Below are 14,285 nucleotides of genomic sequence, written 5' to 3'. Positions count from 1 at the left end.
ATGAACACAATCATATTACAATTAACATCAGGACGTGGCCCTGCAGAATGCTGCTGGGTGGTAGCAAAAGTTTTGAAGTATATTATTGACGAAGCTAAGATGGCTAATGTTAACTACGATATAATGCACAGAGAAAAAGGGATGGAGAATGGAACCCTTTTCTCTGCAAGCATTAAGTTAGAAGGTGAAAACGTTGAAAGCTTCTCAAAACAGTGGATAGGAACTGTTCAATGGGTTGGACAAAGTCAGTTTCGAAAACATCATAAACGAAAAAACTGGTTTATTGCCGTCAATAAGATTGAATTCTTAAATGAATCTTGTGCTATTGAGGATAAAGATATCAGCTATCAGGCTATTCGATCAGGTGGACCCGGCGGTCAGCATGTGAATAAGGTGAGTACGGCTATAAGAGCAAAGCATAATCCAAGTGGATTAAGTGTTTTGGTTTCTGAAAGTCGATCTCAACTTCAAAACAAGAAGATTGCAAGACAGAGATTATTTGATCTTTTCCAGCTTGAGGAGATAAATAACCAAAAAAGTAAAATTCAAACCGAATGGATGAATCATTCAGAGATACAAAGAGGTAATCCAATTAGAACCTTTTACGGAAGTGATTTTAAGATTCGGGAAAGTAAATCAAATTATAAATAAAAACGCAACTCCTTAAAGAACACGCTTAGAAGAGAGTTGCTAGATTAAAATAATAACAATGAATACATTAGCGGATCAATATTATATAAAAGCTCTCGACCAATATCCATACAATCTGGAAGAAGCAATTGAAAATCTGGGTTATGCTTTAAGTCACGATAATGAACATTCGGGTGCCAATTACCTAATGGGTAAGTTGCAGCAGGAGCAGATGAATAATCTTCAAAGTGCTGAAGAATATTATTTAAAAGCCCTGGCTAATAATCCGGAAGATTTAAATGTGTGTATGGCCTATATTCTACTGTTGATTATTCTGAAAGAGTATGATAGGGCAAAGAACCTAATAACCTACGCAACCAAATTACGAGGCGTTGATTTATCAAAGACCTATAGTTTTCAGGCATTGATATGCGAATCACAGCGTGATTATGCAAAGGCAATTTCTTTGTATAAGGAGGCCAGGTTAGAGGCATATAACGAAGATTGTTTGAATCACTTGAATAGTGAAATTAAAAGAGTGAAGATGAAAAGAAAGTATATGGATAAGATTAGTAAAGAAGAGGTTGTGAATTAAGAAAAATTCGGAGAAAGTTATAATTTCATATTTAATAGAAAAATTGATGTTTCTATTCCGTACTAAATATAGAGGAGTTCCTGGTTAAGTATTCACTTTTACTAGGAAAAATGAAAGATACAGAATGGGTGCTTAATAAGCGAATTAAAACAAAATTTGAGCACCGTATTAGAAAGGCATTCGGTATAGATGAAAATGGGGTAGTTGTTATTCCCAGAAGGTTTGGAAATCGTCAGATATCCAGGATTCATAACTATTTAAAAATGGGAGGTTGTTCTTATTGTTTCCCCATGGAATAGAATGTACTAATTCCTCTGCATCAAAGTTGCGCAATCGTAACTGGAAGCGCTATAGAAGAACACAGTGGAATTAAAAATTAAGAGGGTGTCCAAAAACGGATACCCTCCTGTTTTGGTGATATAAAATCAGTATTGTAAGCTCTTAAATGGTATCTGATTATTGAAATTTAATGATAACATTATTACCCGAGCCTTTAGATACAGTTAGTTTTTCGTCATAAAACTTTCCAACACTCTTAGCTAATCCTATGAATAAGTCAACCAGATTTCTGTCTGATATATAGTCCATAACAAGTGTTTTATCATCCTTCCAGTCGTATGTGAATTTTGGAGGACGGGCATTAGGCATACTTTTGGTTACTTTTAGGTGGATATTGTCCAGCATCAAAAGTAAATCCTTAGCCGACTTAGCTTTAACCATATAGGCAGCATAGATTTTAGAGGCATAATAATTCATCCAATAATCTCCAAAAGCTTCTGCTGCTTGTTCAATACTAAGGTTTAATACTTTACAAGTAGAACCGATTAAACTAATTGCTACCTGATCATCAAAATCAATGGTTGATAAAATGGTCTCATTTGGTTTTAATCCAGAATCAACTAATATTTCCTGCCACTGACTTGTTCCAAATTCCTTTGAAACCAGATTTCTTAAACAATCTAAAATAACCCCTTTCATAATTACTATTTTAAAGTTTCCCTGTCCTTATTTGTAACAAGGATTGTTTGTTTTTTGAAACTGTGCTATCACGCTTTAATTGAAGCTGAAAGCTGAGTAAATAACTGTTAGGGTAATTAAACTAAGGTTCGGTTAATTATCAGACTCCATAAGGATATCTGACAATTGAAGCTAAATGCAATTGTTAATACTCTTAATTCAGAGAAATTTCAAGACTAACGGCAATGTGTTAATAATAGATAATCGTATATTAAACCATTGTCCGGAAGTTCTATTGTATATGGTGTTAAATTTGGTTTGCCTTAAAATTGTTTCCCCTAAACTTCAGGCTAATATTGAATTTTAATTGTATGTAAAAGCTTCGAAATATTACACTTTCAACAATTAATTGTTATTGCTTCATTTGTACGAAATGAAAAGGTTTCGGTTACACAAATGATATTAAATATTCAAGAATTTGTTTCTAATTAAGGATTTTACCTTTAGTTCTCTTTTTGTTTCAGATATTTATCAATTATTCCTGTTACTATAATAAGATAGGCAATGAGGCTGCCGATTAAAGCGCCTAATGCTATATCAGTTGGCGAGTGAACCCCTAAAATCACTCTGGATAAAGCAACAAGGGTTGCCCATAAAAACGGAAGAATAAAAAAGGTACGTCTTCTGAAATCTTCATATGTGAATAAAAGAAGATAAGACATTAAGGTCGCCATCAAAAAAGCATTTACTGAATGCCCTGAAGGAAAAGAGAATCCGGTTTCGTTTAGCCAGTGCTGCAATACTTTTGGGTGAATAGGTTTATCATCAAACGTGATAAAATCTGGTCCTTTCTCATTCAGGAATTCTTTGAGGTATTTTTGTCGATCGGCTTTTGTTGGAAGATTATAAAATTCCTCACTATCAAAATCCTTTTGGTTATGCAGATAAATTATGTTTGGACGTTCAATGCGTAAATTCTCCTTAATGAAATGTTCGTTTAGCTTGGCAAATCCTCCTAAAACAACAGAAAATCCTAGTAGCGATAATGTCAGGAATAACATTTTTTTAAACCATCCTTTATAATGAAGACTGATAACGATACAAAAAACAAGAGTGATAACAGGTACGCCAATAGTACCTCCTGTGTTGGAAATAAAAAGCCAGAAACCAGCTACCCAACCTTCATGAATGGCAGAGAAACCATACGGAAACAGAAATGTACTGGCAAGTATTACCAAACAAATGGCTGTACAAATGATTAATATGTCGATGCGGGATCTCATTTTCCTTGGATCAAATAGTATGATTTATAATGAATTGGCATTAAAGTAAGCATTAATGGAATAATTTACTTAAAAAATGGTATCAATTTTGAATGTTATTGAAACTAAATGCATGTTTGAAGTGTATTATTTGATGGTTAATTGTTAAATGTATGAAAGCATTATATTAGCCGGTAATAAAAAGAATAGCGAAATGACACGATTATTTATAATATTAGCTTTTTTAGGTTTTTCATTGTCTGCCTCAAGTCAGAAGTATCAGGTGGGTGATATTGCTCCTGACATTGTTCAGGTCACACCCAACGGTGATTCACTTGCATTATCTTCCCTGAAAGGTAAAATGGTGTTGATTGACTTTTGGGCCTCGTGGTGTAAACCCTGCCGAAAAGAAAATCCAACCTTAGTAAATGCATATGAGAGTTTTAAAGATACCATCTTTAAGAATGGTGATGGTTTTACCATCTTTTCGGTATCGTTGGATATGAAGAAGCCTGATTGGATGAGTGCCATTGAAAATGATGGACTTATATGGCCTTATCATGTAAGCGATTTGAAAGGGTGGCGAAGTGAGGTTTCAAAATTATACAGTGTAAGAGGAATACCTGCCAACTTCTTAATTGATGGCGACGGAGTAATTGTTGCTGTTAATCTAAGAGGTGAAGAACTGGAGAAGAAACTTAGAAAAGAAACAAAGAAAAGCTGGTACCAATTTTGGTAAAAAAAATAAGGCTGTCGAAACCGACAGCCTTTTATTTTTTATTTGCAGATTGCTGCAGAGCGGGCTTCATTGATAAGCTGAGTTGTTAATGCGTCAAACTGAATAACTACTGAATTTAATTCAATTGTACTGGCAGAAGCACAAACAGCTGCAATGTCATTCACATTGTCATAATTGGTCCCTTGATAGACATAGTAACATGAACCTTCATCGTCACAACAAACAGTAATGTCGTCTGCAGAACATGTGCCGATATCCTGATCGGGTGTATTACAAGACTCAGGATCTTCTTCGCTACAACCAAATGTACTAAATGCGAATAATCCCATTATCAGGAAAGCTGAGAGTTTAGTAACTAATTTCATAGCTTATCTTTTTTATTATTAATGATTCTTTTTTATTCTATCTTCAAAAAATTGGAAATCTTTATAACCAACTATTACTTTATTGTTTAATACAAAGGTAGGGGTTCCTTTTGTTTTTAGCTCCTGAAATTCATAAATATTTTTTAGAATCGCTTCATTGTTTGTATTTAAAATGCATTCAGCAACATTAGCATTAGTGTTGATAAATTCATCGGTTAATTGCTGATACTGTTCAGTATAAATTATTCTTGGTTCGTGTAATAAAAGTTGATGTAATTTATCGAAATTACCAAATTTGTTAATGCATAAAAGTGTTTGATAGGCATTAGTGGCAGTAATGTCATTAGACTTGCAAACGGGTCTAAGCACAATTTTTAATATCCCACCATCAATAAATTGTTTCTTAATCTCAGGATAAACATTCTCAAAGAATTTTTTGCAATACTTACAGTTATAATCAAAGTATAATATCAGAGTATTACTCGCGTTAAACTCGCCGATAATAATATCGTAATCACTTAATAAAGTAATCTCATTAATTGGAGCATCGTTCTTGTTTTTATTTAAAAAAAGGTATGTAACTAATGCAATAATGCATATGGAAACAATAGAAATTATAAGTGATCTTTTTTTCATTATTTCTTCTGTTCAACACCAGTTTCATACTTAATGATTAAAGGATGAAACTGAAGTTTTAACATTGCTTCTTTTAAGTTGACATCTATTTTCATCTGGGTTCGGGCAGGAGAACCCTCAGATTCAAGTGTACTTTTAACTGTTTCTCCATTTTTAACTTTATAGATCGCAAAGAGAGACGTTAAACCTTTGGTTCCACCATCATCTTTTTGTTTACTTTCTTTCGATTGCTTTTTCTCAATCCGGTCTGTTTTCCCTTTTCTTAGAATTTCTTTTAAATAAAATCGCAAATGATACTGACAGTCAAGATTAAATTCTTGCTTGCCAAATAGGCTAATATCAAATGTGTTGGTTTTGATATTTGTTAAAGGAGCATAAACGGTTCCTGAGTAAATAAACAGTTTGTTATCCAGTGTCTCGAATTGTATATCATCAAGTCCATCGATGTTATAATCTTTTCCCATTTCAACAGCGATTGGGTAATTATACAATTGTCCTTTTTCTAATCTGAGGTCAGCAGTCATCATGGTTGAATCAGCAACCAATGTGTCAGCCTTGAATAAGAAATATCCGCTTAGATTATCTGTACTAAAGGTTCCGCTTAGTTGTTCAGAACTGATATAGTCCTCATTTCCATAATCCTTAAAGTCATTAAAATCAACTAATAATTGGTTGATATCTAGCCCATGAGTACTATTTTTAAAATAAACCTTCATATGGTCGTTATTCATCAGTACTTTGACAGAAGTATTTGCATGTCCTTTAAATGCATCAAATTTTAACTGGTCAACAATGTATTCGTGATCAGTTAATTTATAAAGCCCACTAATATTTTCAAGGATAGCGTTTTCGTATTTCAATTGATCCACATAGAATTTTCCTCGTACATCAAATGAATAATTGCTTGGCTCGGCAGGAATAGTATCCACCTGAGCTACTTCTGTTGAATCTGTAGCAGGCATTAACTTTTCGAGTTCAGCATAATCGATATTACCCAGATGAACAAATCCACGAACTTTTACTTTCTTTTTCTGATTTTGCAATACACTTTTATGCAAATCTACGACGTAGGTTGAGTCGGCAGTAAAAGACATCTGATTGAAACTTCCTGAAATATCTTCCATTGAAATGGAATCGTTTTTCATAAATACAGTTCCATTCATAGCTTCCAGATTATATAAATTATCGGGGGTACGTATTGTAAGATCTTTGCTGGTAACCAATAATTCACTTTCTGTGAAAAGTATTCGCATTGCCTCATCAGCTATAGAATCCATATTAATGCTACCTGCCAATTCAATACTGGCTAATAATTGCCCGTTGTAATCAGAAAGAAGGGTGTCGGGTATAAATGCACTCCAGTCCTTGAGGTTAATTTCAGCCTCGGTTTTTGTTTGATAATAAGGTTTTTGCCCGTTTTTAAAATAGGCATTACCTGATAAGCTGCTTTTGTTTGCATTTAAGTCGAATGATTCAAGGTCAACGGCCAGTTGATCAATATTATCGATGCTTCCGATATATTTTCCTTTTAGACTGGATGGTGCAATATCCATTTTATAATCGGGCAACTGACAACTGATATCCTCGAATTGAAAAGTCTGGTTGTGATAACTGGCAGAACCGTTCATATTCTGTAGGTTGATAACCGAATCCATCTCAACAAAAAGGTTGGTCATGGTAAGGTTTAAGGTGCTTCGGTTGAGCGACTCATTAATGTAACTCATGGTTACCGAATCGGGTAATGAGCCACTATTGGTCAAAGCAGCGTTGACTCTGCCACCTATGTTTGTTTTCAGATCCTGCGGAACCAGATGATTAAACTCATCAAGCAATATATTGGCTTGTGTTTGAAAAGAATAAACTGGATGATCGAAATTGATAACCCTTGCTGTTAAATTTACACTGCTTTGGTTCGTTTTAACTTGTAATTTTTTTATTTCAAGCTCCGAAGATGCCATCGAGCGTTGATTTCCGTTGGTAAAGCTTATTTCGGTAGTAAGATCTTTAATGGAAGGGTAATCTAAAGCTGATAGACGAGTGCCTTCCAGTTTGATCAAAGCATTTATTTGAGGAAGGTTTATGGTATCTAATAAATCCCCGTTTATAGATGCAGAGGTATTTAAAATACCACCATCAATCTGTAGTTTGTAGTCAGTAATTAATGAATCAGGTATGTACTTGGCCAGTTCCTTCAGATCGAAATGGGTTTCAAATATTTTGAGCTCTGCCGGAAAATTACCGGTTGTATTAATCCACCCTGATGTATTTATTTTTACACCTTCACTAATTAGTGACGCGTTTTCGAGATGAAGGGTGTCGTTTTGAAATAGCGCTTTTAAGTCAAGCTGCATATTGTTCATCAGATGTGCCTTAGTGTCCGGATAATTTACCTTATTGATGGTAACAGATCCTTCAACATTGGCAGATATACCACTTTCTTCTTTCATGAAAACTGAGGATAAGGCATTCAGCATGATGGTTGCCGTAATATTTTCAGCTTCGTCTTTATAATTTAATTGAACAGCTGTTGTTTTAATCAACGGTGCGGCAATATTTAAAGCTGCCGAAGTAGTGTCGGTTTCATTTTCTTCTGATTCCGGAATTAAAAAATCAATATTTGTCTTTTGGTTATTGTAAACATGATAATTGGCTACTCCGTTTTCTAATCGTACTTCTACAATATTGATCTGGTCATGAAGCAGAGGAGTCATCTCAACTTCGATGTATAAGTTTTTTAAAACTATAATATCATCCAAACCAAGCGAATCACTTTTGAGTTGCACGTTTTGCAATTGCAACTGAGCATTCGGAAAATCCTTTAAAAGAGAGAATTCAATATTTTTCACAGTTAATTCAGTACCCAGTGTTTCATTAAGCTGATTAATTGCGAGTTTTGTTATTGGCTTTTCAGCAAATTCAGCAATTAAAATAAGTAGAATAATAAGGCATACTATAATAATTCCCAGGTACTTTAAAGTTTTAAGAAAGAGTTTCATCGACTTGTGTTTGAAGTGTGAAAACTAAATACAATTATGTATTTAAAATAAGTAATTCTGTTGGAAAACAATATAAAGTGTGCTTCAAAGTTAGTTTATTTTTCTTCTATGTTAATAAGAAAAGTCCTGTAAATATTGACTTCTGCAATATGTTTTTGTAATTTACTTTTGTCTTAAGACATGATGGCTGCGTAAGCAGGTTGGGGTGAAAAGCTGGTGCGCCTCGCTATAATAAGGGTACGAGGATCCTGGCACATATTTGCCAATCAAAGGATAACGAGCGATGCAAGAGCTTTTCCTCCTTTTTTACCACTTTTAATGAAGTGGTTTTTTATTGTCGATACTTTGAAACCATAGAGGTGATAAGGCGTATAGCAAGCTTAACTGTTTTTGTTATATTCGTATTTCAATCCGCATTTTATGATTAAGCACAAATATTTGACTCTGTTAATGGTAGTATTTATGATGAGCGATATAATGGCTCAATTACAAAGTCACTACGAAGACTATCAATATTCCCCTTTTGAGCGCTATGTTTACCAGCCTGGAAGTAATTTACATACATCAGTGAGGCAATACCGTCTGGATGAACTGAATAAGGTGTTTAATACTGATTCTGTTTTGTATGATGGCTTGCGGGTTCCATCCGGAGAATTAAATTTCTGGAAAAGAATATTTCATGATGACCTCATTCAACTGAAGAAGGATGATATTCGGATAGTTATCAATCCCTTGTTTAATTTCGAATACGGAAAAGAGAATGTTGAAGGCAAAACGACTTACACCAATACCCGTGGTTTATTTATAGAGGGAAATATAGGTAAGCATGTTCATTTTTATACCGACTTTATAGAGACTCAGGCAGTTGTGCCTAATTATATTGATGCATTTGCCAACGAATATGATATTATGCCCGGTTGGGGTAAACGTAAAAACTATGCAGAAAACGGACATGACTTTGCCAATGTTACTGCATATGTAGCCTTTGATTTGGCCAAGTATTTTAGTTTACAAGTGGGTAACGGTAAGCACTTTTTTGGAGATGGTCACCGATCGATGTTACTTTCGGATGTAGCTTTTAGTTATCCGTATGTTAAGCTTACTGCAGACTTCTGGAAGATAGAATACACTGTATTGTACAACAAAATGCTGCAATACGATGAGACAAAAGTCCCTAACGATTATCGTTTTCCCGGTAAGTATGGAGTATTTCAATACCTTGATTTAAATATTGGAAAGCGTGCTTCTTTAGGATTGTTTGCCAGTGTGGTTTATGCTGAGCAGGATACCACAGGTTATAGAGGTTTCGATTGGCATTACCTGAATCCTGTAGCTTTTATGCGCCCGGTTGAATATGCTTTAGGATCGCCTGATAATGTGACTTTGGGTTTTAATGCAAGGTACATTGCTGCCAGATGGTTGACCTTTTACGGACAGTTTGTATTGGGTGAGTTTAAAGCTGATGAAGTTTTTGGAGGTACGCAATGGTGGGCTAATAAAAATGGCTTTCAGTTAGGACTAAAAACATTTGATTTATTTGGAATAAAGAAACTTGATCTTCAGGCTGAATATAATCAGGCTCGTCCGTATTTATATTCGCATTACACAAGTATTTATGCCAATTCGCACTACAGGCAACCATTGGCACATATTCTGGGAGCTAATTTTCGTGAGGGGTTTGCCTTATTGAAATATCGCCATCGTAGATGGATGTTTAAGGCTGAGTTGATGACAGCTATGTATGGCGAGGATTATGGTGATGGAGTAAGCTGGGGAAAAAACGTGATTGTTGATAGTAATAACCGACCAACGGATGAAAATGGCAGATATATTGAATATGGACATTATATAGGGCAAGGATTGAGAACCAATGTTTATAATGCAGATATTAACATCAGTTATTTAATCAATCCCCGAAATATGTTTAACCTTGTTGCAGGTGCACGACTGCGCAAGCTAACAAATGATGAGCAAATTGAAGAAACCCAACACTTTTATTTTGGTGTCAGGACTTCAATAAAAAGTATTTATAACAACTTCTGATTGGATAATGGAGGATGATTAATTAATCATCTTCCATATCATCGTCATCATCATCCTCGTCGTCATATTTATCTTCCATGTCGTCGTCTTCGTCGCCATCAACATCCTCATCGTCAATAACATCTTTCATGTAGTCGACGTCGGCATATTTTTCTGAATAATCTTCCTTGGCACTGTTTTTAAGATTTCCATCGTCATTGTAATCATCATCGTCTTCAATGATTTGTTCTGCCTCAACAATACTCATCTTAACCAGAAAATAACTATCATCTGTTTCGAATGGTAAGGCACTGATCATTTGGCCATCTTTATACGAAAACGTAATTAGGTTGTCACTAAAACCATACGGATAGGTAAGTTTGATTTGTTCTTTGATCTCATCATCAAGCTTCTTGTAATCCTTTATAATTCTTGGTTTGTTGCTCATAGCTTTACAATTATTCTAATAACATGCTTTTTAAAATACTGCTATTGAAAAGTCTGTTTTTTATACTCGCTTTTCAGCTATTAATTAGTTTTTACTATACTATTTTAAAAAAGGTTCTTGTTTTTGTCAAATATTAATTTAACTAAATTTCTTCCAAGATTAGGTAAAGGTTATTCCAGGATATTATCACTATAAATCATTGAATTTATCATTAATACTAATCAAGTGTTTAAACGCATTTTATTTAATCGAACTTTTGAAAAAATTACATCTCCAATTTGGATTAAATTTCTTGTTTATTAGTCTCTTAGTGTTAATGAAAACCTTGATGTATCATTAATAATACCTGTGAGCAAGTAATAAAAAAAACCTGTAGCACCAAATAGTGAAACAGGCTTTTTTCTATTTTTTTTGAAGTTTTTTATTCCAGCTGAACAATCGTAATTCCGGAGCCTCCTTCTTGTATGTGAGCATCACGAAACTTGCGTACAAATGGGATGGTAGCCAACTGTTCACGAATCAGCGTGCGAAGTATTCCGTTGCCTTTGCCATGAAGTATTTTAACTTCATTTACTTCACACATCACTGCTTCATCAATATGGTTGATAACCATCTGAATAGCCTCGTCTCCTCTGAGCCCGCGCAGATCTATATCGGGTTTGAAGGTTAGTTTACGCTCTCTTACTTTACCTGAAACATTCGATATTACGTGGTTTGAAGAAGTAGCACTGGTTTTTTTTGTGCCTGATACTTTTTTTAAGCGGGTTACTTTAACCTTGGTTTGAATATTACCAAAGGCAACAGTAGCCTCCTTGCCACTTATAGATAAAACCTCGCCTGGTAGCGATTGACCTTCCAGCTTAACAGTGTCTCCCTTTTCAATTGTTTCTACGATAACTTTTTTGGGTTTCTCAGGTGTAACACCTGCCTTGTTTTCTTTCTCTTTTTTTCGATTGGCTTTTCTTTCTTCCCGGTCTTTTATTTGTTGAATTTTCTTGTCAATCTTAGCATCTGTTACTTTTTCTTCAGTGGCTTTTTCTTTGAAAACATCCAGTTTTTGACGAGCCAGTTTAGTTTTTTCTTTTTCGGCCTGAGATTCTTTTATGGTGCGAATAGTCTTTTCAATCTCCTTATTGGCATTTGAAAGAAGTTGGTCAGCCTCCAGTCTGGCTTTCTCCATCACATCTTTTCGCTCTTTTTTGATGTTTTGAAGTTCGAGCTGGTATTTTTCCAATACCTCTGCCAGACGTTTTTCATTGATACGAATGGTATTTCTTTTTTGCTCCCAGTATCTTTTGTCTCTTACTATTTCACGCAGGTTTTTATCGTAATCAACATGCTCCTGACCAATTTTGTCTTTGGCACTGTTAAGTATGTTTTCAGGTAAACCAATTTTTCGTGCAATCTCAAAAGCGAAAGAAGATCCAGGTTGAGCAATTTGCAATTTATATAAAGGCATTATTCTACCGGTATCAAAAAGCATAGCTCCGTTTTCAATTCCTTCTGTTTGCGATGCCATATGCTTGAGGTTTGTATAGTGTGTAGTTATCACGCCATATACACCTTGTTGATTCATTTGTTCGAGCACGCTCTCAGCGATTGCTCCACCCAGCATTGGTTCTGTTCCTGTACCAAATTCATCAATCAGAATAAGTGTTTCTTTTTTACTGTAACGTAAAAAATGCTTCATATTGAAGAGGTGAGAGCTGTAGGTACTCAGGTCGTTTTCAATAGATTGCTCGTCGCCTATGTCGATAAAGATATCCTGGAAGAAACCGATCTTAGATCCTTCATGCATAGGAACCAAACATCCGCATTGAAACATATATTGCAGCAATCCAACTGTTTGCAGACAAACTGATTTTCCACCGGCATTGGGTCCTGAGATCAATAATAATCGTTGATTCGGATCTTTTAATTCGATGTCGAGTGGAACAACTTCTTTTTTAGCTTCTTTAAATTGAAGATGCAGCAATGGGTGTTTACTTTCTCTCCAGTTAAAGCTCTGATCGTTATGGAAATCGGGCAAAGTGGCATCAATGCTTAAGGCAAAGCGTGCTTTGGCTCTTATAAAATCGATGGTTCCCATAAATTTGTATGATTCCAAAAGATCATTAATGTATGGCCTGATTTGATCTGCCACATCAATTAAGATTCGTACGATTTCACGACGTTCAGCATATTCCAGTTCTCGTACTTCATTATTGATCTCAACAATTTCTGTTGGCTCTATAAAGGATGTTTTACCTGTGGCTGATTCATCCTGAACGATACCACCTAGTTTACGCTTGTTGGCAGATGAAATCGGTATCACTGATCGCCCGTCGCGTATCGCAATATTTGCATCGGCTTCAACCAGTCCGTCCTGCTTGGCTTTACGAAGTATAGCATTTAACTTCCGCGATATACTATTTTGCTTCGAATGAATTTCCTTTCGTATTCTTGCTAATTCGGGGGAAGCATTGTCTTTCAGTTTCCCGAATTTATTTAATAGAAAGTCAATTTTATCCTGTAAAAATGGGAAAACAGCCACATTGGCGACCAAGGCTTTAAGTTCAGGATACTCTTCTTCGTCTTTTTTGTTAAAGAAACGTACGATATCACTTATGGTCGTTAATGATCGAAGTAAATCAAACAGTTCTGATTCTTCCATGAATCTTCCTTCGGTACGAATTCGAAGTAAAGGCTCACGAACATCAATGAAATAACTTAGAGGAAAATTATCCTCTTCCAGGCAAATTCTTCTGAACTCAAATGTTTGAAGTTGATTCAGACGAGTTTCATCAAAGTTAGTACTGAATTGCATTTCATCTACAACCTCTTTACCAAGGTTGCTCATGCAATTATTTTTGATGTGCTCGCGAATGCGATTAAACTTAATCTTCTCTTCGAAATTTGCAGGATAAATCACTGTTTTACTTTTTCTGCAAAAATAGAAAAATTAAACAGGCTTTTAACAGCAGAATGAATGGCAATCAAGAGTAAAGAATAAAAAAGACAAAAAAATCGTATTTTTTTTAAAAAGGGTATTGACAACAGAAAGGGAACAGCTTAATTTTGTTTTCACAATGTAAGAAAAGGCTCTCCTGGTCCCCAAATATAGAAACATTCGGATGTGTGTGAGGTTTAGGTTAGAATTTTTTTTCTTAGAATGTTTCTTGCCTGTCTCCCAAAGACAGGCTTTTTTTATGTGCTTATTTGAATAAAAAAAGGCCCGAAGGCCTTTCTGTTAATCAGTTAATATTTCTTTTTGCTGGTTAAGCGTATCATTGGTCTGTACCATATTTTGGTTAATAGTCTCGTTAAAGTGGATGGATTTACTTTTGTTATAAGGTTTGTAGTTTTTTGCATTCGGACCTTTTAATGCCATCTTTTCTTCATTTCCTTTTATCTTTATTGTCTGAGTTTTGTCTTCATTTTTTACCCATGTCTGGTTGTTTTTAGCCACACCACCTGTTATGTTTTTATTAGTGTTGGTAACAACTATACTTTTATTTGATTTATTTATCCAAACCTTTTCGTTTTTGGCTTTAGGACCATATACTCTTTGTTGATTTTGAGCAAAAGAAATGGATGCTATGCTTATAAAAGCTACAATTAAAATATTTTTCATATCTACTTGTTTTACTATTAAA

At 34.9% G+C, this 14,285-nt stretch carries 13 protein-coding genes; 5 read left to right on the top strand and 8 right to left on the bottom strand.

Translation table 11 applies throughout. The features are described 5' to 3' along the window. From prfH to ACRD62_RS03185, 3 genes are all read left to right on the top strand, one after another. Nucleotides 1-651, top strand: coding sequence for a peptide chain release factor H (prfH, locus tag ACRD62_RS03195; RefSeq protein ID WP_430818676.1), 651 nt, complete (start codon nt 1-3; stop codon nt 649-651). 58 nt (nt 652-709) lie between these two features. After that, entirely contained in the window at nt 710-1,225 is a 516-nt protein-coding gene (locus ACRD62_RS03190; RefSeq protein WP_430818675.1) for a hypothetical protein, read from the top strand. Between the two features lie 110 nt (nt 1,226-1,335). Then, nucleotides 1,336-1,524 (top strand): hypothetical protein, encoded by a 189-nt coding sequence (locus ACRD62_RS03185; RefSeq protein ID WP_430818674.1) that lies wholly within the window; start codon nt 1,336-1,338, stop codon nt 1,522-1,524. 157 nt (nt 1,525-1,681) lie between these two features. Here ACRD62_RS03185 and ACRD62_RS03180 read toward each other — a convergent pair whose 3' ends face one another. Continuing rightward, complete coding sequence (locus ACRD62_RS03180; RefSeq protein ID WP_430818673.1) at nt 1,682-2,203, bottom strand: heme NO-binding domain-containing protein; 522 nt, start codon at nt 2,201-2,203, stop codon at nt 1,682-1,684. A gap of 482 nt (nt 2,204-2,685) precedes the next feature. After that, on the bottom strand, nt 2,686-3,465 hold the full coding sequence (locus tag ACRD62_RS03175; protein ID WP_430818672.1) for a phosphatase PAP2 family protein: 780 nt from the start codon (nt 3,463-3,465) through the stop codon (nt 2,686-2,688). Nucleotides 3,466-3,658: 193 nt separating this feature from the next. Between ACRD62_RS03175 and ACRD62_RS03170 the strand changes: the two genes are divergently transcribed. Continuing rightward, nucleotides 3,659-4,183: a peroxiredoxin family protein gene (locus ACRD62_RS03170; RefSeq protein ID WP_430818671.1), complete on the top strand. Its 525-nt coding sequence runs from the start codon at nt 3,659-3,661 to the stop codon at nt 4,181-4,183. Between the two features lie 38 nt (nt 4,184-4,221). Here the strand turns inward: ACRD62_RS03170 and ACRD62_RS03165 are convergent, their stop codons facing one another. From ACRD62_RS03165 to ACRD62_RS03155, 3 genes are read right to left on the bottom strand one after another with little or no spacing between them, the layout of a single operon-like run. Then, entirely contained in the window at nt 4,222-4,548 is a 327-nt protein-coding gene (locus tag ACRD62_RS03165; RefSeq protein ID WP_430818670.1) for a hypothetical protein, read from the bottom strand. 18 nt (nt 4,549-4,566) lie between these two features. Further along, entirely contained in the window at nt 4,567-5,184 is a 618-nt protein-coding gene (locus tag ACRD62_RS03160; RefSeq protein WP_430818669.1) for a DsbA family protein, read from the bottom strand. Continuing rightward, nucleotides 5,184-8,180: an AsmA family protein gene (locus tag ACRD62_RS03155; protein WP_430818668.1), complete on the bottom strand. Its 2,997-nt coding sequence runs from the start codon at nt 8,178-8,180 to the stop codon at nt 5,184-5,186. Before ACRD62_RS03155 ends, ACRD62_RS03160 begins: the two co-directional genes overlap by 1 nt. Nucleotides 8,181-8,600: 420 nt before the next feature. On the opposite strand from ACRD62_RS03155, the gene ACRD62_RS03150 reads away from it, so the two are divergent. Then, nucleotides 8,601-10,223 (top strand): capsule assembly Wzi family protein, encoded by a 1,623-nt coding sequence (locus tag ACRD62_RS03150; protein ID WP_430818667.1) that lies wholly within the window; start codon nt 8,601-8,603, stop codon nt 10,221-10,223. A gap of 22 nt (nt 10,224-10,245) precedes the next feature. Here the strand turns inward: ACRD62_RS03150 and ACRD62_RS03145 are convergent, their stop codons facing one another. The 3 genes from ACRD62_RS03145 to ACRD62_RS03135 form a co-directional block, all read right to left on the bottom strand. Further along, a complete protein-coding gene (locus ACRD62_RS03145) occupies nt 10,246-10,650 on the bottom strand; it encodes a hypothetical protein (protein WP_430818666.1) in 405 nt (134 codons plus the stop codon). Nucleotides 10,651-11,071: 421 nt separating this feature from the next. Beyond that, complete coding sequence (locus ACRD62_RS03140; protein WP_430818665.1) at nt 11,072-13,561, bottom strand: endonuclease MutS2; 2,490 nt, start codon at nt 13,559-13,561, stop codon at nt 11,072-11,074. A gap of 318 nt (nt 13,562-13,879) precedes the next feature. Then, the gene (locus ACRD62_RS03135) at nt 13,880-14,263 is read right to left on the bottom strand and encodes a hypothetical protein (RefSeq protein ID WP_430818664.1); all 384 of its coding nucleotides are present in this window, start codon (nt 14,261-14,263) and stop codon (nt 13,880-13,882) included. Nucleotides 14,264-14,285 lie beyond the last annotated feature (22 nt).

This window comes from Carboxylicivirga caseinilyticus, from assembly GCF_050589785.1.
Lineage (GTDB): Bacteria > Bacteroidota > Bacteroidia > Bacteroidales > Marinilabiliaceae > Carboxylicivirga > Carboxylicivirga caseinilyticus.
This window is presented reverse-complemented; position numbering and strand designations above follow the sequence as displayed.